The 23,896-nt window shown below is 44.2% G+C and carries 16 protein-coding genes; 10 read left to right on the top strand and 6 right to left on the bottom strand.

The genetic code is table 11. The features are described 5' to 3' along the window. The 4 genes from ACX0G7_RS19745 to ACX0G7_RS19730 form a co-directional block, all read left to right on the top strand. Positions 1–500 (top strand): alpha/beta hydrolase (locus tag ACX0G7_RS19745; protein WP_458925248.1); only part of this gene is annotated, 500 nt, incomplete at its 5' end. A gap of 193 nt (positions 501–693) precedes the next feature. After that, positions 694–1,854, top strand: coding sequence for an alpha/beta hydrolase-fold protein (locus tag ACX0G7_RS19740; RefSeq protein WP_458925247.1), 1,161 nt, complete (start codon positions 694–696; stop codon positions 1,852–1,854). 55 nt (positions 1,855–1,909) lie between these two features. Continuing rightward, positions 1,910–2,992 carry an esterase gene (locus tag ACX0G7_RS19735; protein ID WP_458925246.1) on the top strand — a complete coding sequence of 361 codons (1,083 nt, stop codon included), beginning with the start codon at positions 1,910–1,912 and terminating at the stop codon, positions 2,990–2,992. A gap of 85 nt (positions 2,993–3,077) precedes the next feature. Continuing rightward, positions 3,078–5,000, top strand: coding sequence for an alpha/beta hydrolase-fold protein (locus ACX0G7_RS19730; RefSeq protein WP_458925245.1), 1,923 nt, complete (start codon positions 3,078–3,080; stop codon positions 4,998–5,000). A gap of 187 nt (positions 5,001–5,187) precedes the next feature. Here ACX0G7_RS19730 and ACX0G7_RS19725 read toward each other — a convergent pair whose 3' ends face one another. Next, positions 5,188–7,611, bottom strand: coding sequence for an ABC transporter permease (locus ACX0G7_RS19725; RefSeq protein ID WP_458925244.1), 2,424 nt, complete (start codon positions 7,609–7,611; stop codon positions 5,188–5,190). 688 nt (positions 7,612–8,299) lie between these two features. Here ACX0G7_RS19725 and ACX0G7_RS19720 point away from each other — a divergent pair. Further along, positions 8,300–9,274 (top strand): ThuA domain-containing protein, encoded by a 975-nt coding sequence (locus tag ACX0G7_RS19720; protein ID WP_458925243.1) that lies wholly within the window; start codon positions 8,300–8,302, stop codon positions 9,272–9,274. Between the two features lie 741 nt (positions 9,275–10,015). On the opposite strand, the gene ACX0G7_RS19715 is transcribed toward ACX0G7_RS19720, so the two are convergent. Next, positions 10,016–11,785, bottom strand: a complete 1,770-nt coding sequence (locus ACX0G7_RS19715; RefSeq protein WP_458925242.1) for an alpha-amylase family glycosyl hydrolase — start codon at positions 11,783–11,785, stop codon at positions 10,016–10,018. A gap of 372 nt (positions 11,786–12,157) precedes the next feature. On the opposite strand from ACX0G7_RS19715, the gene ACX0G7_RS19710 reads away from it, so the two are divergent. The 4 genes from ACX0G7_RS19710 to ACX0G7_RS19695 all read left to right on the top strand — a co-directional run bounded on the left by ACX0G7_RS19710 (position 12,158) and on the right by ACX0G7_RS19695 (position 16,708). Then, positions 12,158–12,583 carry a DoxX family protein gene (locus ACX0G7_RS19710; protein ID WP_458925241.1) on the top strand — a complete coding sequence of 142 codons (426 nt, stop codon included), beginning with the start codon at positions 12,158–12,160 and terminating at the stop codon, positions 12,581–12,583. Positions 12,584–12,934: 351 nt separating this feature from the next. Next, the gene (locus ACX0G7_RS19705) at positions 12,935–14,470 is read left to right on the top strand and encodes a lamin tail domain-containing protein (protein ID WP_458925240.1); all 1,536 of its coding nucleotides are present in this window, start codon (positions 12,935–12,937) and stop codon (positions 14,468–14,470) included. A 282-nt stretch (positions 14,471–14,752) separates the two neighbouring features. Next, positions 14,753–15,142, top strand: coding sequence for a hypothetical protein (locus ACX0G7_RS19700; RefSeq protein WP_458925239.1), 390 nt, complete (start codon positions 14,753–14,755; stop codon positions 15,140–15,142). 384 nt (positions 15,143–15,526) lie between these two features. Next, complete coding sequence (locus ACX0G7_RS19695) at positions 15,527–16,708, top strand: hypothetical protein (RefSeq protein ID WP_458925238.1); 1,182 nt, start codon at positions 15,527–15,529, stop codon at positions 16,706–16,708. Between the two features lie 12 nt (positions 16,709–16,720). On the opposite strand, the gene ACX0G7_RS19690 is transcribed toward ACX0G7_RS19695, so the two are convergent. The 4 genes from ACX0G7_RS19690 to ACX0G7_RS19675 all read right to left on the bottom strand — a co-directional run bounded on the left by ACX0G7_RS19690 (position 16,721) and on the right by ACX0G7_RS19675 (position 21,401). Beyond that, complete coding sequence (locus tag ACX0G7_RS19690; protein WP_458925237.1) at positions 16,721–17,224, bottom strand: YybH family protein; 504 nt, start codon at positions 17,222–17,224, stop codon at positions 16,721–16,723. A 103-nt stretch (positions 17,225–17,327) separates the two neighbouring features. Beyond that, positions 17,328–18,701 carry a sulfatase-like hydrolase/transferase gene (locus ACX0G7_RS19685; protein ID WP_458925236.1) on the bottom strand — a complete coding sequence of 458 codons (1,374 nt, stop codon included), beginning with the start codon at positions 18,699–18,701 and terminating at the stop codon, positions 17,328–17,330. 1,020 nt (positions 18,702–19,721) lie between these two features. Further along, positions 19,722–20,573, bottom strand: a complete 852-nt coding sequence (locus ACX0G7_RS19680; RefSeq protein ID WP_458925235.1) for a VOC family protein — start codon at positions 20,571–20,573, stop codon at positions 19,722–19,724. 63 nt (positions 20,574–20,636) lie between these two features. Next, on the bottom strand, positions 20,637–21,401 hold the full coding sequence (locus ACX0G7_RS19675; protein WP_458925234.1) for a helix-turn-helix domain-containing protein: 765 nt from the start codon (positions 21,399–21,401) through the stop codon (positions 20,637–20,639). A gap of 413 nt (positions 21,402–21,814) precedes the next feature. Here ACX0G7_RS19675 and ACX0G7_RS19670 point away from each other — a divergent pair, with 413 nt between their 5' ends. After that, positions 21,815–23,842 (top strand): serine hydrolase domain-containing protein, encoded by a 2,028-nt coding sequence (locus ACX0G7_RS19670; RefSeq protein WP_458925233.1) that lies wholly within the window; start codon positions 21,815–21,817, stop codon positions 23,840–23,842. Positions 23,843–23,896: the final 54 nt, after the last annotated feature.

The raw sequence follows: 23,896 nt of genomic DNA, 5'->3' as shown, positions 1-23,896 counted from the left end.
TGATGCCCTATGGCCGTGCGTATCCGAAAATCAGCAAATCATCAGGTAGCCTTAGAAACTGGGACAACCTGCAGGAGTTTTCTAAAGATTTTCTCAACCACCTGATGCCTTTTGTTGAAAACAATTATCGCGTAAAAAAAGATAAAGACAGCCGTGCCATTGCAGGTTTTTCAGGCGGGGGTGGTGAAACGTTATATCTCGGCCTGAATAATCCAACTTTATTTGGATGGGTTTGCGGCTTCGCCCCAGGGATGCTGAAAGAAGAATTCGACCGCAATAATGCGGTTGCCTTTGCAAACCCGTCGGCCACGAACAAGCAATTGAAATTGTTCTGGATCGGGGTTGGCAAAGAGGATATGCTATACAATATTGTTGCAGATTATCTGAAGGTGCTGGAAGAAAAGAAAATTAAACATGAAACATTCATTTCAGATGGCGGACATACCTGGATGAATTGCAAACTTTATCTCGCGACTATCTCAGAGAAGCTTTTTAAGTAGCGTTTTTCAACGCGGGATTGGTAATGATCAAAAAGTAATGTTAAGTAGGTAAGCACGTCCTAACCATGCACAATAGGCCGGTAATTATAGACAGGTAACGATAAGTAGGTGATAATAGGCGGCTAATAATAGATAGGTAATGATAAGTAAGATAAGCTGGTTATAAAAACAGGTGACGATAAACATTTGACATATGCAAACAAAGAGACGATTCGCAATATGGATTTCCGCGATGTTGATTTTGAGCTCATCAATCGGGATCGCTCAGCCACCAAGGGGACCATTGGTGATTTCGCCCGAGATTCATCCGGATAAAACAGTAACGTTCCGTTACCTGGCTCCATCGGCCCGGGAAGTAAAACTAAGTGCCCAGTTTGAAAAAACGCAACAGCCCATGACCAAAGACTCGTCCGGTGTCTGGAGCGTTAAGGTCGGACCGGTTAAGCCCGATATTTATCCGTATAGTTTTGTTGTAGATAATATCACCGTTATGGATCCGGCAAATGTTGATTTTTTTCCAAATGAAAGATTCAAAGCCAGCCTTGTTGATATACCTGGCGAGACACCGTTGATTCATGCATCGAAGGATGTTCCTCATGGCACAGTGAGTTATGAATATTATCCATCGCTTGAAAACACTACCGGTTCGTTAGTAGTGTATACCCCGCCCGGTTATGATAAAAACGCGGCTCAGAAGTACCCGGTATTTTACCTGATCAGCGGTACAACCGATACCGAGGAAACATTTTACAAAGTGGGACGAATCAATTTCATCCTTGATAATCTTATTGCGGAGGGTAAAGCAAAGCCAATGATAGTTGTGATGCCTTATGGTAACACCGCAGCAAAAATCGCCGAACAAAAAGGCGAACCAAAACCAGGTGATCCAATTTCACGCGAAGGCACCGACGCACTCAACCGTTCGAAGATGTTTGAAACAGACCTGGTAACTAAAATATTGCCCTATATAGAGAGGAATTACAGAACCATTAATAGTTCCGCTGGCCGTGCTATTGGAGGTTTTTCAAGGGGTGGCGGTCAAACGCTGAGGGCAGGTTTTGGTAATATGGATAAGTTTGCCTGGATATGCTGCTATAGTGCGTATCTGTCAACACCGGAAATGGAAACCGGTTTCCGGGATATTTATGAGAAACCAGCGCTAACAAATAAAAATCTGAAATTATTGTGGGTCAGCGTAGGTAATGAAGATTTTCTGTACAAGCAGACTGTTGAGTTTATGGACTTCTTAAAAGCGAAGAACGTAAACTTCAAAAGCCTGGTGACCCCCGGAGGTCACACATGGATGAATGTAAAAACCTATTTCGCGGAAACAGCACAGTTGATTTTTAAATGATCAGTCATCAATGGAACTACCATCATTGCCAGTTAGAAAAACGAACATATCCATCATGACACGTATTGTATATCTGCTCGCCATCATTCTATTGTTGCCTGGTTTCTTGCATGCGCAACGACCACCGTTGATTAATTCGCCCGAGGTACATGCCGACAACACGGTGACCTTTCGATATTATTCGAGAAACGCACAAAAGGTTGCAGTAAACGGAGAGTTCTTATCCGCCGCGAAACCAATGCAAAAAGATACATCGGGTGTGTGGAGTGTTACAGTCGGACCAATAAAACCGGATATCTATCCTTATAGTTTTATGGTCGATAGTGTTTCAATTGCTGATCCAAATAATACTTACATTTTTGCCAATGAACGATTCAAACGCAGTATAGTGAATGTGCCGGGAGAGACGCCATTGGTTCATTCGTTACAAAATGTGCCACATGGAAAACTCAGCTATCGTTATTATACATCGAGTTCATTGGGCAAAACCCGCAGGCTGATAGTTTATACACCTCCCGGGTACAACCCGAATGGCAAAGTCAGGTACCCCGTGCTCTATCTTATTCATGGCGGATCAGACACGGAAGAAACCTGGACGAAAGTTGGATTTGCCAACTTTATTGCAGATAACCTGATCGCGCAGGGCAAGGCAAAAAACATGATCATTGTTATGCCTTATGGAAATGTAAGGCCTGCACCGATGCCCGACTTTACCAATGATGTGATCAAAGACATTATTCCATTTATAGAGAAAAATTATACGGTTTCTACAGATAGCAGGCATAGAGCCATTGCGGGTTTTTCTGTTGGTGGTGGACAGTCGCTTAATATCGGGCTCACCAACACTGATAAGTTTTCTTACATCTATTCTTATGCACCTTATACGGCAACGGAAGAGTTTAAGAAGAACTTTAGCAACTGGTCGCCCGATGCAACTGCTATCAACAAACAACTGAAGGTTTTCAATATCAGCGTTGGTACAGAAGACTTTTTGTATGAGAGTGTCAAACAAAACATCGCTATGTTTAAAGAAAAAAAGATTGTGCTGGACACATTGATTGTACCCGGGGGTCACACCTGGATGAACTGCAAATTATTTCTTGCAAATACCTTGCAGCAGGTGTTTAAGGACCGGTAATAGTTTAAATACGAATGTAACCTCACCGGTTAAGCGATATACCCAATAAACGTCTATCAACATAAATACGCTGATAAATATGAATATGAAAAAGTTAACAATAGTCATCCCTGTTTTGCTGGCTCTCTGTGTTGCAGTCAACGCTCAGCCCCTTGAAAAGTACGCCCCACGGGGATTTGATTCCCTGCATGCTGGCATAGCCCGGGGAAAAATAGACACGATTAGCTATGAATCAAAAACTGTTGGTAACAAACGGAGGGCTATCATTTATACACCACCGGGTTATTCAAAAAGTAAGAAGTATCCTGTTTTATATCTCCTGCATGGCATTGGCGGCGATGAAAAAGAATGGCTGAATGGTGGTAAGCCACAAATTATCCTGGATAATTTATATGCAGATGGAAAACTGGCACCCATGATAGTGGTGATGCCAAACGGTCGCGCGATGAAGGATGATCGCGCGGTGGGCAATGTGTTTGACAGTGCCAAAGTGCAGGCCTTTGCAAATTTTGAAAAGGATCTGTTAAATGATTTGATTCCATATATTGAAAAAACTTTTCCTGTTCTGAAGGATCGTGAAAACCGTGCGATCGCTGGTTTGTCAATGGGGGGTGGGCAGTCGCTGAATTTCGGTTTAGGCAACCTCGACAAATTTGCATGGGTAGGTGGTTTCTCATCTGCCCCAAATACAAAAACGCCTGAATTGCTTGTGCCTGATGCAGAAGAGGCAAAAAAGAAGTTGAAGCTTCTTTGGATTTCCTGTGGAGATAATGATGGGTTAATCTCTTTCAGCAAACGGACCCATGATTATTTGCTTGAAAAAGGTGTTCCGCATATCTACTATATCGAGCCAGGTGGGCACGATTTCAAGGTCTGGAAAAATGGTTTGTATATGCTCTCACAGTTGTTGTTTAAGCCAGTCGACGTTTCATCATTCTCAAAATATACTGTTTTGGGTACGCCGGCTGCAACCAATATACGTTCAGCAAGGTACCCGCAGATACTGCCTGATAACCGTGTCGTATTCCGGCTAAAAGCACCGGAAGCGCAGAAGATCCAGGTTGATCTTGGTAAAAAATACGAGATGGCAAAAGATACAGGTGGTTTCTGGCAGGTAACTACTGATTCTATCAGCGAGGGGTTTCATTATTATTCTTTGGTGATAGATGGTGTGCCTGTAGCCGACCCCGCCAGTGAAACCTTTTATGGTATGGGCAGAATGGCGGCTGGCATTGAAATTCCCTTTGCGGGCGGAGGCTATTATGCATTAAGGGATGTTGCCCATGGCGATGTCAGGATCAAACGTTATTATTCTAAGGTTACCAATTCATGGCGGCGGTTTTACATCTATGCGCCGCCGGGATACGACAACACGAGTGAAAAATACCCGGTGCTGTATTTATTGCATGGTGGCGGTGAAGATGAAAGAGGATGGGCCACCCAGGGAAAAACTGATCTGATCATGGATAACCTGATCGCAGAAAAGAAGGCTAAGCCCATGTTGATTGTTATGGTTGATGGTAACCTTGGTTCCGGTGGCCTGGCCGGATTTGGCGAACAGACCCTGCGCATGTTTGAGAACGAATTAAAGACATCGGTGATTCCGTTCGTTGAATCAAACTTCCGGGCTGAAGTGAATGCTTCTGGTCGTGCCCTTGCAGGTTTGTCCATGGGTGGCTTGCAGACTTTATATGCCGGGATAAAAAACACGGATATGTTTTCAAGTCTCGGGGTATTCAGTTCAGGTTGGTTCGCCAATCAGCCTGCGATCTCTGACCCGCAGTACCAGTTCATCAAAACAAACGCTGCAACCATCAACCAAAATCTTAAGTCACTTTGGATTTCAATGGGTGGCAAAAGCGATATAGCTTATAACAATTGCCAGGTGATGATGAAGAAATTTGATGAGCTTGGTTTAAAGTATACCTATAGCGAATACCCCGGTGGACATACCTGGCCGGTTTGGCGAAATAACCTGTACAATTTTGCGCAGGTGTTGTTTAAATAACCTGGCCATTGGAAGGAGGCCGTATTGCCGGAAGTACTTCCAGAATCGGTGTATTAAGACAACAAATCCACATTGAATGTTTCTGTTTAGTCAAAGGTTGAAGAAACAGATCCGGCAGATGCTTATTTATCATCGTCCTTAGCAGATGCCTATTTATCTTTTTGCTTAAAGGTTTAAGTAACGGATATTATTCTGTCTTCAAAGAATCGACCGGGTTAATCATTCCCGCTTTAACGGCCTGGAAGCTGACTGTCACAAGCGCAATCGTCATCGCCACTAATGCTGCTATTGCGAACATTACCCAGCTGATATCCACCTTGTAAGCAAATTCTTCCAGCCATTTGTTGCCAACTATCCAGGCCAATGGGGCTGAAATAACAAAAGCAATCGCCACAAGTTTCAGAAATTCCATGGATAGCAATCGGGCAATGCTGGTGACACTCGCTCCAAGCACCTTGCGAACACCGATCTCCTTGCTTCTTTGTTGTGCACTGAACGCGGCAAGTCCGAACAAGCCGAGGCAGGAAATGAAAATAGCTATTGCCGTGAATAAATTGATGATCCTTGACAGGGTGTTCTCCGCTTCGTATTGCTGCTGAACTACCTGGTCAAGGAACGAGTAAGAAAATGGTTCCTCAGGAATGTTCTTTTTCCAGGCAGCTTCAATGTTTGACAATAAGTCCTTATAGTTGACAGAATTCGTGCTGGCTATAATGGTTGGCCAGATATTATCCTGGGGTTTCCGCTTCCAAACAAGAAAATTACTTACTTCTTTATGGAGTGAAGAATAGTTGAAATCATTCATCACACCCACTATCTCTTCGACACGATCCTGGTTATCGTAAATCAAAGTGCCCGGTGCAGTCTGGGCATTAAGATTCAGTTTTTTCATCATTGACTCGTTGATCAACACCTTTGCTGAGTCGGTCGGCAGGAAATCGCGGCCAGCAATGAGCTTTATGCCATTCGCTTTCACAAAATGTTCATCACTGATAACAAAGTTTGTAATTCTCGAATCGGCATCCTTTTCGCCTTTCAGAAAAAATCCGTTGGAATAGAACAATGGATTTCCCAGGTATTTGCTGGCATTGCTGACTACCTCCACACCCGCAATCTTGCGTAAATCATCGATGAATGCCGGAATGTGAGCCCTGGCGGCATCAGTATTAAAATTGAAAATCAGCCGTTGTTGTTTTTCAAACCCGAGATCTTTATTTTTCAAATAATTCAGCTGGCTGTACATGATGATAATTCCGATGATCAGTGTGATTGATAATACAAACTGAAATACGACCAACGTTTTTCTTATGCCTATTGCTGATACATGGTTTGAAAAATTTCCCTTGATCACCTTTATGGCATTGAAAGCAGAAAGATAAAATGCCGGGTAGCTTCCGGCCAACAACCCGGTGACAAAGACTATTGCCATTAGCAGCAGGATTACCTTAGTATCTATCAAATAAGACAGTGAAATATTGGCTTCTGTTACTTTGTTGAGGAACGGCATGAGGATGATCAGTAAGGGGATAGCTACAATCACACTCAGCATCGAGATCAGGAATGATTCACTCATAAACTGCTGCACCAGTTGCCGTTTTTCCGCCCCGATCACTTTTCTTACGCCCACTTCTTTTGCTCTCTTTGATGCCCTTGCAGTGGAGAGATTCATGAAATTAATGCAGGCAATTACTTGAATTAAGATCGCTATGACTGATAGAAAAGTGAGGAAGGTAGCGCTGACCGGCTTTGAGTATTTATAGCCTTCCAGTTGATTGTCGGTATGAATGTCGGTAAGCGATTGCAAAAACAGCCGCTGCTCTGTACCTGAAGTTTTTAATTGTTGTCCCGCATACCGGTTAACGAATGCGGGGAACTTTTTCTCGATCGAAGCCACGGAGGTTCCTGGCCTCAGTTTCAGATAGGTATCAATATAGCCGTTTCTTACCCAGCTGTCGGTATGCAGAACGTAGTCGCCGGTTCCACCACTGTTCATGGTAATAAATACATCCGCCTGTAAATGTGATTTACCCAGGCTTTCATCAACTACTCCTTTTACAGTAAATTCATCCTTCCCATTTACATTTTCCATCGTGATGGTTTTGCCAACAGGATCCTGTTTGCCAAATATTTTTTCCGCGACAGATTGAAGCAGTACTATTGAGTGAGGTTCTATCAATGAGGTTTCTTTTTTGCCGTAAACAAAGTGATAGTTGAACACGTCAAAAAATACAGAGTCAACATAAACTGCTCTGTTTTCGAACACTGATTTATCCTGGAAACGAAACAGGTGTTTGTCAATACCCAACATCGGCACCACCCTCGTGTATTGCAGCACTTCTTCGAAGTCTTTTTTCAGCAGGGGTGCTATCGGGGCTACCACCGAGGATCGCATCGATACAGTTCCTTCGCTGGTCTTTTTTAGTTCTGCGCCAACCCTGAAAATATCATCAGCGTTGTGATGGTGTTTGTCGAACTGGTATTGCTCCCTGACGTACAGGAGAATGTAGAGGCAGCAAAGCGTACCAATGGAAAGTCCCGCAATATTGATGATACTGAAGGTCTTGTTCCTTGTAAGGAATCGGATGGTTGTTTTCAGATAGTTTTGAATCATTAGCTATGAGTTTATTTCGTGCAGGGCGTTATTAAAACGGACCCCGGACAGGGCTTACAAACAGCTCGCCAAAGCTATGCCGGAGATTAAGATATTGATTTCCAAATTGTTGTGTGGTATCGCATGGCAGCATGCGTGCGATTTTGATACAGGCGCTGTTCATTCTGAATACAGGTTGTGTCGTCCGGATTTAGCTATACATGATTCGAAGAAAATCCTTAGATACCTATACGTCGTCCCTGAGATCAGGCTGATTGTCGTATCGATACATAAGATCGCTATTTATCTTAGTTGTGAGTTCATTTTTTGAGACAGGGCCAGGGGGGTTGCTTTGTGGGAGCTATGTATTGTCCGGGTGCAATACATCCAGATCTGAGTATTGCGTTGGAAGGACTAAATTGGAAGCCTCACCCGGGAAGTACAGTGTTGGAAGCGCTATGTGGAACCGCTATGTGGAAGCGCCATGTTTGAAGCGCTATGTTGGAAGCACTATGTTGAAGCATCATGTTGAAGGTCTTTATGTCGGAGTATTCACGTCGAACCCATTCATGCGGTATTATTTATCTTAAAGAGTTATATGTTCAAAGCGCCTTATGTTGAAATCATTACTTAGTTTTCTTATTTCAATTCTTTGCGAACTTTGTCATAAATTAAGCTGCGATTTGCCATCATTAAAATATTTCATTTCATGACTTTAACAAATGTGTTCGCCAAGTCCGTTATCGTAGCAGGAGCTTCCCTCGTGATGTCCTATTTTTCAACAACCGTGCTGAAAGCGGACGTACCCCTGTCAGAACCGGCTGCAATCACTAGTATAAATGGAGCTTCTTCAATTGTAGCTTCGCCTGCGGTGGATGCTTCGACTTCCGTTCCAGCTTCGCCTGCCGTGGATGCTTCGTCATCCGTTCCAGCTGCGTCACGAGTTGTGACTTCGCAATCAAATGGTACATTAACTTCATCTGTTGCGGAAGCTGGGTTGGGTGCTTCATCAGCAACTGTTGCGGGACCTTCTGTACTCGTATTTTCAAAAACCACGGGTTACCGGCATAAGTCCATCGAAGCCGGTAAGGCGGCATTTACAAAAATGGCAGGGGAAAAGAAGTTTGAAGTAGAGTTTACTGAGGATGCCGGTCAGTTTACTGCGGATAACCTAAAGCGTTTCAAAGCTGTCGTGTTTCTCAACACAACCGGTGATGTGCTTAATAATGATCAGCAGGCGGTGTTTGAAAAGTTTATACAGGGTGGAGGTGGCTACCTCGGGATTCATTCGGCCACAGATTGTGAGTATGACTGGCCATGGTATGGAAAACTGGCGGGTGCTTATTTCCTGAGCCATCCTGGACCCAAAAACGTATTGAATGGAAAGTTTTATGTTGTTGATAAGAACCATCCTTCGACTAAGGGCATGCCTGCGGAGTTTGAACGCAGTGATGAGTTTTACAGTTTCAAGCAGATAAATCCGGCAATCAAAGTCCTGATAAAGATTGATGAGAAATCATACGAGGGAGGAAAAAACGGCGACAATCATCCCATGAGTTGGTACCATGATTATGATGGCGGCCGGGCTTTTTATACCGCAATGGGTCACACTGATGAAACCTTCAGCGAGCCCTTGTTTCTGAATCACGTATATGCAGGCTTGCAGTATGTCATTGGCAAATGACTACCATGACATCGCCAAACGATGATAACGGGCAGTGACACGTATCGATATCGCGAATCGATGATAACGGGCAGTGACACGTATCGATATCGCGAATCGATGATAACGGGCAGTGACACGTATGGATATCGCGAAAGTATGATATCGGGTAACGACTCCTATGATATCAATTTGTATCCGGATAGCTAATTGATATCAGAATAGCTGATTTGTATCAGGATACCTGAATTTTCAAAATGGCTGGTCTTTACTTATCAACTCATGACTGGCTGGTACCTAACCGGTTTCGATTTGCCGTTTTTTAATAATGACCACTATTTTAGTCAAAATACCCCCCTTTTGACCGGAATAGCGGTCATTTTTGTAAATGACCACTATTTCAGCCAATACACTCCCAGTTTGACCGGAATAGCGGTCATTTTTTAAATCGGTGAAAAAAGATCTGACAGGGGAACATTCCAGCTTATGCCTAAAAGAAATCATTTGACATCAAGCTTTGAGAAGAAGTTCTGACTTCAAGCTTTAAGATGAAGTTTTGACATCAAGCGTGGACATTAAGTTTTGACTTCAAGCTTTGAGATCAAGCCAAGCCAAAGTGGGTAATGTAAAACATGAACCTGGCATTACATAAAAGACCGCTGTTGGGACTCGCTCCTTAATCACATCGCCATAATTTCTGCGACGCTATCATTATTGCGACGCTATCATTATCGCGTCGCTATCACTACTGCTCCACTACAATTACTGCTCCGCTATAACTATGAATTCCATTTTTTGCAGTCGCACCCTGATGGTCCGAAGATCACCATGCGAATCACTCAGGTCGGGAAGTGTGCCAGCTATGGAAAAAGGAAAAAGAATTTCCCATGGCCTACCATGATTATGAAGATTTTTATCAACCAAAACATCCGCGACCACAGGATCCGAAACACTGGTATTCGCCACCACCACAATTTCACGGTTGTTCAGCACCCGTGAAAATGCAACCACCCCACCCGCAGCCGGCGAGTGTCTGAATGCACCTCCATTTTCGGCGCATGGCCGGAAATATTGCCGCCCATATCGAAGGGCAGGTTGGACAGACCTGAACAAACTCAACTCCTGCAGGAAGACATATAAGTCAGCCTCTGTATCGAATATACCCGGCCTGCCCCACATCGCTTCACGTGCAAACTCGCGGTTGCTGCCGGAGCCGGTCAAACCCTGTTCCATGCCATAATAAACAGAAGGAATTCCCTGCATACACATCATGCAGGTCAGCGCCATCTTTGTCTGTTCTGGAAATGCCGGGTTATGAAACCGGTAATTCTGATCATGGTTATCCAGGAAAGTAACGTAATGACGGCCGGCATCCCCATGCGAGCTTACAATCTTCCGAAGCGTCTCCAAACGATAATCAAAGTGATCGGATAAAGCGCGCGGTGCCGAGAAGCCCTTGCAGACTGCCTCCAATCGTTTTTTCATCGGGAAGTCGATCGCAGCATCAACCCCTACAAACTGATCTCGGTTTTCTGTATCACGACCGACAAAGGTTGCAATCTTTGATTCATCGTCATCCTGCCAGACTTCACCAAAAGTGAAAAAGTTTTTCTTCCCTATAGAAAGCGCATACTCACGCATCGCGTTGCCAAATACCCGCGCAAATGCCGCCTCCACATATTGCAGCGTATCGATCCGGAAACCATCCAGATCGAATTTAGCAATGAGGTATTGATAGGCTGTGATCAGGTGATTGCGAACCGGGTAGATGGAAGTGCCGGGAATAAGATAATCCGTTACCAGCTCTTTCATGCCGGTGAAATCGCCCCGCGATCCATCTTCGCCCTTGCGCCGGAAGAAATCATTTCGCTGTAACTCTTTCGGCCATACCACACCGTTAGCTGGTGGAGTGGAAATGTCTGAAATGTCTTTCCAATCGCCGCGGGCCTGACCGTTCTCATCCCGCCAAAAGATATCATATTCGCCATTTTCTTTCCATGGCGCAGTATCCCGCGCACCCTCGTAGTTAAAAATGTTTGCCGCATGGTTAAGTACAATATCAAGGATAACATACATGCCCTGCGCATGAATTTCATCTACCAATTCCCGGAATTGTTTGTCAGCTAACCCGGGTTCGGTCAGTGCCGCTTCCGGGTCGTCGCAAAATCTTGGCTCTATCCGGATAAAATCAAGTGTTCCATACCCGCCCCAGTAATCATTGAACCATTGCGGGTTCATTAACACCGGCGAGATCCATATCGCGCCTACCCCCAGGCTTTTCAGATAAGGCAACTGCTGCCGGATACCTGAAAAATTTCCACCCTGGTATGGTAAACAGGGATAGATATCAGGAACAGGTGGACCAGCAGGATTATTGAACCGGTCGACCAGCAGGAAATAAATCCAATGATCGCGCCAGTCGGCCGGCGAAGGAAAAGGATAGGAGATGTTGACACCTGAGTTTGTCTGCGTAACCACAGGCTTAGCTTTCATCGTTTCGAGTACGGACTGGCTATCTAATGAACTTGACATAGCTAGACGTTTAGGATGAAGGGTTGCAAATGTAATTTCCGGGATGGTATTATTTGGTATGGTGAATTGGTAATGTCTGAAACCATAAAGGACATCACTGAGCAGGCAGGCGAACGTTTATTGAATTTACCAAAATTCTACCGCAGCAGCAAAAATGTAATATGAAATGTTGTTGCCGAGGGAATTCAAATAATAGACTCACATGTACCAGAACTTGTAGCCTCGCTTTAAAAGTATTTACGAATTCCACCTGGTCGCAAATAACCCGCTAACAAGTCAGGATCACACCCGGAAAATCAAAGTCGCTGATAATAGCTTTGGGTTGTTAACGGAATCAAATCAATGAACAATCATTTCTAAAAAATTAATACCATGAAAAAGACAAAAGTTATTTTTTGGATCGCGACAGTGATTATTTTTTTGTTTGAGGGAGTAATGCCTGCATTGACCTCTCAGACAGAACTTGCGAAAGAAGGCATCAGGCATCTCGGTTATCCCGAATATTTCGGCCGTGTCCTGGTTATCTTTAAGATCCTTGGTGTACTTGCATTAATAATACCCCAGGTTCCTGATCGCATCAAGCAATGGGCGTATGCGGGCTTTGCTTTCAACTTTATCTTTGCCTTTATCAGTACTGCGGTAGTTGACGGAATAAACCCCCTCACTTTTTTCCCGCTTGTCATCTTTGGAATTCTGATCGCTTCATACCTGGCTTATGAGAAATTGAAAAAGGGAACAAACAGCGTTAGGTCAGCAATAAAATCAAGCGGAAATGTATTGTCCGGCGTGCCTCAATAACCGGACTCGTTCGTCACTAACACGACTCGAGTCAATAACGCGACTAGTGTCAATAACACGACCCGCGTCAATAAAACGACTGGTACGTCGATAAAACGACTCTGGCCTGCCTCATCAACAGATTAAAACATTGTTTTTAGCTTGCCCTGGCAGATCCTTTTTTACAATTGACTGAAAAGAAATAACTCAAAACGGTCATACAATTGTCCTTACATATTTGCGTCTGTTGAAATGTATTGCCGTACTCATCAATATTTACTTGCCTTCGTTTCGCGATAAAATATGTATTTACCCTTAATCACTTGCAAGTAGAAAATTCCTGTTGTAGTTTGGCACGATCATTACCCTAATTTGAATACTGGACGTTCCCATACCGTAAGAGCAGTTTTTGTACTGACAATGTTTTTAGCCCTGAAAAATATATCATTTGGCCAGGGCAGGGTTGTGGTAAATGAGTTCATGTCGTGGTCGGGATGTAACACTACAAGTGAATTTATCGAGCTGCTGAATTTTGGACCGGGTCCCATGAACATAGGATGTTATGTAGTTACCAATGGCCAGTACTCTGTCACCATTCCAACCAATACAATACTTCAACCCGGTGAATATTATGTGCTTGCCGGCCAGAACGTGCTGGCGCAGGATTGCGGTAACACCGACAGTGCCGTTACTGTTGACCTCAATTGGACAACATGCAATTGTACAAATGTTTCCATTCCAACTACGGGCGACGGGTTCCTGAAAAACGGCGGGGGCGCGAACGAAAAAGTGGTGTTGCTGTCTCCCTCTGGTACGGTGATGGATGCGGTGTCAAGATCAACTCCTTCTGCATCTGCAACAATAACAACTTCTTCAGTTGGCGGAACTTGTACTTCCTCCACATTTGATCTCGACCTGATGGCCATTTCTTACGAAGTCATAGGCATTGCCACGGGTATCGATAACAGTTATTCAAGACGTGTTGACGGTGACTGCGGATGGGTGAAAACGACCGACATCAGTGCCGGTGCACCAAACAAGACGGGTAGCACTGCTTCTGCAACCTATTCTTTTACCACGCTGAACGCATCTCAGTGTAGTGGAACAACCGGTACGATTTCGATTGGCGTTAGCGCTGATAACCTCTCTTCACTGTTTCCGATGACCTATGTGCTTGCATATGATCTCAATGATAATAATATTTTTGAAAGCACGGACATCTATACTTCAGGTTCGGATAATAGTTCGCCGTCCATTGATATCAATAACCTGCCGTATGGGCGATACCGGATAACGGTGGGATCATCGCTGGGTTGCAATCTTCAATCATTTGACTTTTTTATTTTCAACTGTTATGGTATTATCCTGCCTAACCGGGTCATTACCTTTAAACAGGAAGCAACAAGGGACAACAAGCGATGGTTCAACGCATCCATTGCAGGCCTTGACAGTTTGAAATTGGTTATTCTTGAGGCAAAGTCTGGCGGAGAATTTAAAGCCGTGAATTCATTTTTACCGAATACTTTCAGGGACGGCGTACCAACCAGCATATCGGCACCGATAACGGATGCTCTTCAATACCGCCTCCGGCTCATCAGCAGGTCGAATGCCGACTACTATTCGGCCGTTCTGCAGGTAAACGATGAGATGATAAAGGATGTTCGCCTGTTGCCAAATCCTGTTGGGGCGAGTACTTCTCTCAGTGTTACCTCACCTGCCGGCGGTCGGTCTGCCCTTAGGGTCACTAACACCTTAGGACAAACGATGCTAAGCGAATCCATCATGCTGAAGCCTGGCAAAAACCTGTTGCCAATCAGGACCGGCAATCTTCCCGTCGGATTATATCAGCTAACCGTGGACGGAAGTTCGTTGAAGGATCGGGTGACGATCTTATTCCGGAAAGATTAATACCTCCTAAAGTCAGGCGCCGGGCTCTCCGTATATCTGAGTATAAAAAACTCTTTGGCTTGCCGATTTGAATTTCATAAAGACCCTCGTTCATAATCCTGCATATCGAATCCTTATTCTTATGTACGGTGTTCCCACTTTACAAGTCCTTTGCCATTTAGCTATCGCATGGTTATCTTACAAGTTGCATCCACGTATGGCTATCGCGTCCATCTAACATAGCAGGATGAATTGTGCGATTTGTATTCTTAAATCTGTAATTGTATTTACGTTTGCGTAGTTATGATAAAAGCTACAGCTTCAGACAAGCCGCTGGTGCTTGATATTTTGTCTGCCTCATTTGACGACAACAAAAGCGTTAATGCAGTAGTACAGCAGGATCGTCACCGCCTGCAGCGGATTCGTGGGCTGATGGATTATTCCTATAAATACTGTAATGCCTTTGGTGAAGTCTGGCTTTCGAATAACAGGCAAGCTTGTGCCATGCTGATGTTCCCTGATCAAAAGCGCAGTAAGATTCAAACACTCGGGTGGGACCTGAAGCTTGCAATGAAGGTGATAGGTATTAGCCGGATAAGAAGCGTCCTGGAAAGAGAAGCAAAGATAAAGTCCAACCATCCATCCACCCCTTTTGCTTATTTATGGTTTATTGGCGTGAGCCCTGGTGCCTAGGGAAAAGGAGTTGGCAGCAATTTCCTGCGGGAAATTATCATGGAATGCGAGAGAAAAAAACGGCCGGTTTATCTTGAAACTTCCGTAGAGCGCAACTTATCATTTTATGCGAAAGACGGATTCGAAATTTACGGGAAACTTCATTTTGGCTACCCACTTTACCTGTTGAGGAGATAAGGATCGCAAGCCGATAATTAACCACGGAACTAAAGATTGAAATAATTCCCCCCTGGTTCAGATGAGATTGCAGGCTGGAAATTACCATGATTGTTATTTTTTTTTCAGATATCATTTGCTGGCAATTAATTAACTTACGCATGAGGTTTTTTATTAAATCCTTCTCCGCGCCCTCGTTCCTTTATCTCCACAATAAATTATTTACATATGCGGAAGTATATCTTGTCTTTACTAGCAGCCGCTCTTACTTTGCTGAGTCAACCTTTAATCGCACAAACGCCCGATACGCCTGCATTGGGACTGGCTGGCGATAACCTCGACCTCTACGCTGTGCTGGATCTTTTTCAAAAGTCAAAAACCATTGAAGAATTTGAAAAAGCGTTGAACGAGCAGAAAACCGGGATCAATAACCTGGATCTCGACCTCGATAAAAAAGTTGATTTCATTAAGGTGGTCACGAAAGGAGAAAAAGGTGATTCTTCATTTCAGTTTATCCTACAGGTGGCAGTAAGTAAAACGGAAACACAGGATGTAGCAGTTATTTTGTTGGACAAAATAAAGGGTAAGGTGTCTTTGCAAATGGTTGGTGATGAAGAATTATATGGAAAGGATTATGTGATAGAACCCAAAACAACAACTCCTTCTGTTACTGCTAACCCGGCTTATGTGGGGCCCGAGCCGGTAGTGGTGAATGTACCGGCCAAAACGGTGGTAGTTGTGGAGTCTGCCCCGATCGTACAGTATGTGTATTCCCCTGCCTATGTGCCTTATGTTCCACCTTACTATTATGGATTTTATCCGCCATATTTTGCTGCGTTTACAGTGATGGCAGTGGGCATATACCGGCATAACCATTATCATTATCACGGTGGGTATCATGGGGGTCATTACGGTGGGGGTAATACTGTGATCATTAACAACAACAATAATTTCAATAATTATAACAACAATAAGATGCGGTCGAACACGGTATCTGATAACCGGGCCAGGGGTAACTATGGAAATGGATCAACCGGCAACAGGGCGGGTACAAGGCCTTCTGTTTCCGGCGGACCGGCATCAGGTGCATCAAATCGCCCCGGTGCTTCTACCCGGCCTTCAACCGGCACGGGTGGTGCCGGTGCAAACCGTCCTTCGACCGGAGTGGGTGGGTCCGCTGCTACCCGTCCTTCCACAGGAACGGGAGCAGGGGCATCACGGCCTACTGCCGGCACCGGCGCAACCAACGGAGCATCTAACCGGTTGTCGGGCGGATCATCCTATTCACGTCCATCGACATCAAATACTTCTTCGATGGGATCGTCTGGAAGAACCCGTAGCAGCGGTGGTTATGGTGGTGGCGGTGGTGGAATGAGAGGCGGCGGCGGTGGTGGCGGCCGGAGACGATAACATGACTGTTATTTATTGAAGCGGTTTATCCGATGCACTCATATCTCTCACAGAGACATATTTGCCATTCCTTTTCTCAAATAAGCTCATATAGTTTCCTGTATTCACCGGCTTATCTGTAGAATCAACTACTGTGAAATAACCAAATTCAACCACCTGGATCCCGTCATTCGATACAAATACCTCGTTGGTTTTGAAACTGATCTTATTGGTGTTTGAAACCAGGTCCGATTTCAGATAGTCAACAATTGCTTTTTTGCCAACTAATGGTGCCCTGTTTTGGTAAAAACTGATTGCATCATCGGCATAATATCCGATCTCTTTCATTATACCGGCATTATAGGTTGCAGCAAATTCATCCTCCTTAGCCTGGATTTCCTTTTTTATTTGTTCTTTGTCGACAGCGGGGGCGGCTACAGGTTCTTCTTTAACAGGTTCTTCTGTAGTAGAATTACAAGCGGCCATAGAAGCGAAAATAACTGCCAGGCCTAAGTTCTTGACGAAACTATTTTTCATAATAGAATTATTAAGGGCATAGTTGAAGGTAAAATGAATTTGTGGAATTCGCAAAATGTGTTGAGGCGATAGCTGAGACAAGAGCAAGCGAGTTCCATGTTCGTTATTGTTGTTCTACTGTTTTAACCCATCGTTCATATTGTTCCTTCAGCCTCGAAACAATATCCGGCATTTTTAAGGCAAGATTGATTTGTTCGGCGCTATCAGACTTCAGGTTGATGAGCATAAAACTTTTTTGTTCCAACTCGTTTTTATCTGATTGTATCGGTGCATGCATCAGCTTCCAATCGCCTTCGCGAACTGCCCATTGCGGATTTTCCTTGCTTCCCCCGCTTTGCCAATAAAATAGTTTATGTGGCGATGGCTTGTCTGCGGATGCGATGATTGTGCTGATATCAAACCCATCGATCTTCTTCCCAGGCAATGAGAGTCCACAATATTTAGCGAGAGTCGGAAACCAATCGAGATTGGTAGCAAACTGTGTTCTCACGGTATTTTTTGGCAGATGTTTAGGCCAGCTGATGATTGCCGGCACCTTAATTCCGCCTTCAAACACAGAGAATTTTGAACCTCGTAATCCGGTTGCTGATCCACCGCCACCAAAGGTCCTGATCTCCTGTGAGTACCCATGATCAGATTGAAAAATGACAATGGTGTTTTCAGTCAGCCCAAGTAGATCCAGTTTATTCAACAGCTTGCCTACCCTTTCATCCATAGAAGAAACAAATGCAGCGTATTCACGTCTTGGGGAAGGCGTATTCTTGTAGTGATCCAGCCATTTCTGATCGCCCTGTAAGGGATAGTGAGGGGTGTTTAAAGCGAAGTAAATAAAAAATGGCTGCTGTTTATTTTGCTCCATAAACATACCGGCTTCCTCCACCATCAGGTCCGGAAAATATTTGCCGGGTTCATAAATTTCTTTGCCATTGCGCCATAAATCATGACGGTTAGGTCCGTCCCAATAAAAGAAATGGGAAAAGTTGTCAATGCATCCTCCCATAAATCCAAAAGAATGATCGAATCCTTGTTGATTCGGCATAGTTTCCCTGGAATAGCCAACATGCCACTTACCAATATGCGCAGTTTTATAACCACCCGCCTTAAACAGTTCGCCCATGGTAACCTGTTCGCCGGGCATGCCGGCGATGCCCTCGTTTGAAGAGGCATTACTTGCAAGGCCGGCTCTTTGTGGATATCTGCCGGTTAAAAGTGCAGCCCTCGAAGGTGAACAAACCGGCGCCGCTGCATAGAATTGTGAGAACCGGACCCCATTTGCTGCGAGCTTGTCAAGATTAGGCGTGAACAGGTCCTTTGATCCGTAGCAGTTTAGATCAGACACTCCCTGGTCGTCCGACAGGATAAAAATTACATTGGGCCGGACAGACTGCGCCGCCGCGGGAGTTTGCAGCAAAAAGACAAAGGCCGAAGTAGCTATAAAGGCTGTTGATTTTTTGAAACAAATATGGTTTAACTCCATGGTGAACATTTCTTTTTAGACAAATATGTTTTAACCCTATGTTGAAGATTTCGTTAAGCAAATATGTTTTACTCCATGATGAAGGTGTCTTTAAAACAACTTGTTTTAACTCCGTGCCGAAGATTTCGTTTAAGCAAATATGTTTTGCCTCCATGCCGAAGATGTCTTTCAAACAACTTGTTTTAACTCCATGTCGAAAACTTCTTTGAAGTAATATGTTTAAGTCCCTGACCAGGATTTCTTTGTTTCAAAAATAAGGGAAGCCTGATTAATCCAACGGTGTAGCCGGTTCATTATGCTGTAATTCCAGTATTCTGTTAACTACAAGTAAACTTTTTAGAAACGATGCTTTTTGAACTTTTGGAAATGATCCCTTTTGATTAATTCGGAAATGATGCTTTTTGGAAATGGATTCTTGTGATCATTTGGGGAACGATGCTTTTTGGAAATGATCTCTTGTGATCAACCGGGAAACGATGGTTTTTGAAAATGATCCCTTTTGATTATTTCGGAAATGATGCTTTTTGGTAATGATCACTTTTGATCATTTTGGAAATGATGCTTTTTGGTTATGATCTCTTGTGATCAACCGGGAAACTATGGTTTTTGAAAATGATACCTTTGATCATTTTGGAAACGATACTTTTTCAACTTTCGGGAACACTCCCTTGAAATCGCCGAACTCATAAGCAATTTCGGGTTGAACAGCAAATGACCGCTATTCCGGTCATCCCCGCCTATGGTTGACTGAAATAGCGGTCATTTTAAAATTCCTGCAAAATAAAACCCCGGCCGGGATAGCCAGAAAGGATTGAAGGTGCCGTTGAGAAGATAACCCACAGGTCCGCCCAAGGATTGAAGGTGCCGTTGAGAAGGTAACCCACAGGTCCGCCCATTTAATATTCTAGGAGCCTGATCAAATGAGCCCGCTAAATATTTTTTACAGGCTCAAAAAAAATTTCAAAAGAACCCGGGACCCGACCGGGGAAGAAACGGCCGAAGAGGATTGTAAGGAACCCGTCATACCAGGGTCGCCTGCACGAGCTTCTCGATATCAAACTTCCGCATTTGCATAAATGCTTTTGCCGCTTTGCCTGCCTTGTTTGGGTCAGTCATCACCTTGCTTAAAATGTTTGGTATCACTTGCCATGACACACCAAACTTATCTTTGAGCCAGCCGCACATGCTCTCTTCGCCACCCTCGGTTAATTTGTTCCAGTAATAGTCAATTTCCTCCTGGGTCTCGCAATGGATAGTCAGCGAAACACCCTCCGTAAAAGTGAAGGCATGCGCCTGCGCAGATTCCATAAACATAAACTTCTGGCCATTCAACCCAAGCTGCGCATGTTTCACTTTTCCTTCAATATCAGGTGCTTCATTACTGCCATATCGTAAGATACCATCCAGCTCAGCGTTTTTGAATACGGAAGAATAGTAATTGATCGCTTCTTCGGCACGCCCGTATTGATTTCCCACAAATAACAGGCAGGGCGTCATTTTCTGGCCCACATCCTCAATCTTGCCAAGAGAAAACTGCCAGGAAATGCCAAATTTATCGTTGAGCCATCCATACTTTTCGCTCCAGTCGTACTTCTGCAAACCCATCAACACCTTGCCTTCCCTGGAAAACGCCTCCCAGAGTGCATCAATCTCTTCCGGTGTTTCGCAGATGTAAAAGAATGATATCGACGCGTTCGGCTGGTACTTTGGACCGCCATCCAAAAGGGTAATCGTTTGTCCGGAAACTTCGATCTCACTCACAATGGGTGACTGTGAAACGATCTTCGCATTTTTAAAATGATTGGTATAAAATGTTGCTGCTTCTTTTGCCTGGTTGTTAAACCAAAGGCAGGGAGTGATTTGCTGTTTCATGCTTTAAAGTTTATAGATGCAAGCTAGCTTGTCGATAAAAGATGACATTGTATAAAACCGACATTATTCTTTTCTCTTCAAACCAAACCGGAGGTAGTCATTCGGGGTGGTATCCGTAAATTCTTTGAAGGAACGGATATAATGACTCTGATCAAAATAATTATTTGAATAAGCAACATCTGTCTGCTTCTCAAAATGATTGCCTTTCAATTGCGAAAAAGCGAAATAGAACTGGCAGATCCTCCTGTACTGGTTGGCAGTGATGCCGGTATATTGTTTGAAGATCCGCTGAAAGGTCCTTTCCGTAAGATTCAACGTGGTGAGAATTTCGCCCAGGACCTCCGTATCTGAATCCTGGATAATCTTGTCCGTTGCAAACTGTATGATCTCACATTCTTTTTTATTAGCCTCCAGCTGGGTTACCAGGAAATGGTTAAGGATGCCAAGCTTTTCTTCCGTTGAACGGGCATGTATAAGCTGGAGACTCAGCGCCATCGATTTCTGCGCGTTCCACAATGGAAGTTCAACAGGCTGGTCCTTTAGCTTCTTTGCAGGAATTTTAAAGAGCGGTGCTAATGAAAAAGGGCGGAATAAAAAGGCGATCAATGTCGTATTCTCATCTATGTTCCATCTTTCGTCCGGGATAGAATGACCATAGATCATTAGTTGATGGGAGGAAGTATCATCTGCCTGATAAAAAAATGCAGGCATGCCATTGGAGAACAGTGGCAGATCGGATGGTTTAAACCGTGGATTGCCGTTAACAACCAGCACAGTCTGGACGTAATTACTCAACAATGGATCAGGCTTTTGATAAGAGTATGTCATCCGATAATGTTTTCCTTCTCAGTTAACGCATATTCATCTGGCCCAGGCGGCGGCAGCTTATCTGGTATCAACATGCACCAATAAGATGAGCACAAAACAAGTGTTCCGGTTTTTCCTATGCCGCAATCAAATGTACAAATAACCATCAGACGGCGAAGGCAACTTGCAACCGAGCCCGTGTTTCCAGGCCCGGCAGCCTGACAGTCCTGATATTCACGGCTGCGAAACAGGTTCAATTGCGCCGACGGAACAACGCTTCTCATGCTGTAAACTTCGTTCATGGCCCGCTATAACCGTTTGTAAAAAATAAGCTGATTTTTGCGATGGCTTTTCTCTACCTGGCAGATCCTTTCCTCAAGACATGAAACATTTCTATAATTTTAATTGTCATTACTCCACAAATACCTGTCGCAATGAATCTATTCAAACATTTTGGCAGCACGATTATAACTCTTGCTTTGAGTTTCCTGTTAAGCAACCCAGCTACCGCGCATAACGGGAAAATCGCTTATGCATATCCGTTAAAAAACATCAAGGTAGATGGCGTTTTCAACGACTGGCCGAAAGACTTAAAAAAATACTTTCTTGAAACAAAGTTATCTGAATCAAAACCCAAAAACGATTCGGACTTTTCAGGATTTTTCCAGGTGGGATACGCTCTCGAAAACCGCTCGATGTATGTTGCACTGACCATAAACGATGACGATTTTATGGAAGACACTTCGGAAAATGTGCGATTCAATACGCAGGATTGCTTCGAGCTTTGCCTGGATGCAAGACACCTTACTTCCGGCTCGGGCGTTGCCGCCTTCATGTTCAGCAAAAAGCTTCGGAATCTAAATCTTTCCGCTTTTGACCCCTTTGCAAAAACGGCATCATGGAATATCATGGAAGTAGCCACCCAGCGGAAAGGGAGTATGAGATACTATGAATGGCGCGTAAGCCTTGGGGAACAGCTGGTTGTCGGAAAATCCATTGGGCTGGATTTCCAGTTTTTTGACAAGGATGCTGACGGTAGTTTTACCATCAATGCCTGGGGCAAAGGCGGGTCAAAGATCCGGATACCGGGAAGTCTCGGAGATGTAATATTCCTGGCAAAGGAACCAGGCTTTTCAACGATTTCCGGTGATGTTCAATGGGACCGCGACCTGAAACTGGCACTGCCCGAGACGATTCGCCTTAAATCAGTAAAGGATGAAAAGATGTGGATGACAACAGCCATTGACAGCCTCGGTCATTATTCGGCGACTGTTCCTCCTGGCAGTTATGAACTGACCTTGCCAGATCCTTATATTCATCGCGGGAACAAAACGTTTTCTACCATTCAAAAAAAATCAATCCCCATAAATACCAAATCCGGCCAGGCTTTCAGCGCAGAAAAAATACTTATCGCCGGGGACCCGGTACCTGATCTGCTACCAGCCAAAGGCATCCTTCAGCAGTTCGATGCCACGACGGCAAAGCAGGTCGATGACTTTGTTGAAACCTATCAGCAATACTTCAACATCCCTGGTGTTTCGCTTGCACTGATCAAAGACGGAAAACTGGTTTATCATAAAACCTATGGGGTCAAAAATACCATGACCGGTGAGAAGGTGGATGACAACACGCTGTTCGAGGCGGCTTCCGTTACCAAGCCTGTGTTTTCTTTTGCTGTGCAGCGCCTGGCCGAGCGGGGCATCATCGATCTTGACAGGCCATTATATCTATACTTGCCTTATCCTGATATCGCGCACGATGAAAGGTATAAGCTGATCACCGCAAAACATGTACTCACGCATCGTACCGGCTTTCCAAACTGGCGGTGGATGAATAACGATGGAAAACTCAACATCAGGTTTACACCCGGCACCAGTTACAATTATTCGGGTGAAGGCTTTGAATACCTAAAAATGGTGGTCGAAAAAATTACGGGAAAAAAAGTTGAGCAGGTACTACAAGAAGAAGTGATTGAGCCGGTGGGCTTATATCACACTTTTTTTTCCCGGAATGATTCATTGAGGCGGTTTGTGGCAAACGGGCACTTCGACATGATCCCCACCTTTGACGAGCTACCCGACAATCCTGGAATGGCTTATTCCATGCACACCGAAGCGAAAATCTTCACAAGATTTATGATTTACATGCTGGAGCAAAAAGGATTAACACAGAAAAGTTATGATACTATTTTCAGCAGGCAATCTGATTATAACTTTGATGCAGATGATGAGAAGCCAACCTATCCTGAATACATGGGAATGAGTCTTGAAATCCGGGAAACTCCCTTTGGAAAATCATTTGGTCATGGCGGGAATAACGGCGATTTCAAATGTCAGTTCGAAGCATACAAGGACCTTCGATCGGGCTATGTGGTATTCACCAATTCGAACACGGCCGATCCGTTACTGCGGGCAATGCGAGAGTTACTGGTTGAAGGCAGGGACGTTAAAGCGAGGAAATGATTTTTCATCGGTTTCAACACATTTTTAGAGCATTTGAAGCATTCATCCACATAA

Source organism: Flavitalea antarctica, from assembly GCF_054461535.1.
The sequence above is the reverse complement of the archived record's forward strand: the minus strand, read 5'-3'. Positions and strand labels throughout refer to the sequence as shown.

What these genes read in the sequence shown, in the direction of transcription:
- ACX0G7_RS19740 (WP_458925247.1), top strand. Translation starts at nt 694, where the DNA reads ATGCAAACAAAGAGACGATTCGCAATATGGATTTCCGCGATGTTGATT.
- ACX0G7_RS19735 (WP_458925246.1), top strand. Translation starts at nt 1,910, where the DNA reads ATGACACGTATTGTATATCTGCTCGCCATCATTCTATTGTTGCCTGGT.
- ACX0G7_RS19730 (WP_458925245.1), top strand. Translation starts at nt 3,078, where the DNA reads ATGAAAAAGTTAACAATAGTCATCCCTGTTTTGCTGGCTCTCTGTGTT.
- ACX0G7_RS19725 (WP_458925244.1), bottom strand. Translation starts at nt 7,611, where the DNA reads ATGATTCAAAACTATCTGAAAACAACCATCCGATTCCTTACAAGGAAC.
- ACX0G7_RS19720 (WP_458925243.1), top strand. Translation starts at nt 8,300, where the DNA reads ATGACTTTAACAAATGTGTTCGCCAAGTCCGTTATCGTAGCAGGAGCT.
- ACX0G7_RS19715 (WP_458925242.1), bottom strand. Translation starts at nt 11,785, where the DNA reads ATGTCAAGTTCATTAGATAGCCAGTCCGTACTCGAAACGATGAAAGCT.
- ACX0G7_RS19710 (WP_458925241.1), top strand. Translation starts at nt 12,158, where the DNA reads ATGAAAAAGACAAAAGTTATTTTTTGGATCGCGACAGTGATTATTTTT.
- ACX0G7_RS19700 (WP_458925239.1), top strand. Translation starts at nt 14,753, where the DNA reads ATGATAAAAGCTACAGCTTCAGACAAGCCGCTGGTGCTTGATATTTTG.
- ACX0G7_RS19695 (WP_458925238.1), top strand. Translation starts at nt 15,527, where the DNA reads ATGCGGAAGTATATCTTGTCTTTACTAGCAGCCGCTCTTACTTTGCTG.
- ACX0G7_RS19690 (WP_458925237.1), bottom strand. Translation starts at nt 17,224, where the DNA reads ATGAAAAATAGTTTCGTCAAGAACTTAGGCCTGGCAGTTATTTTCGCT.
- ACX0G7_RS19685 (WP_458925236.1), bottom strand. Translation starts at nt 18,701, where the DNA reads ATGGAGTTAAACCATATTTGTTTCAAAAAATCAACAGCCTTTATAGCT.
- ACX0G7_RS19680 (WP_458925235.1), bottom strand. Translation starts at nt 20,573, where the DNA reads ATGAAACAGCAAATCACTCCCTGCCTTTGGTTTAACAACCAGGCAAAA.
- ACX0G7_RS19675 (WP_458925234.1), bottom strand. Translation starts at nt 21,401, where the DNA reads ATGACATACTCTTATCAAAAGCCTGATCCATTGTTGAGTAATTACGTC.
- ACX0G7_RS19670 (WP_458925233.1), top strand. Translation starts at nt 21,815, where the DNA reads ATGAATCTATTCAAACATTTTGGCAGCACGATTATAACTCTTGCTTTG.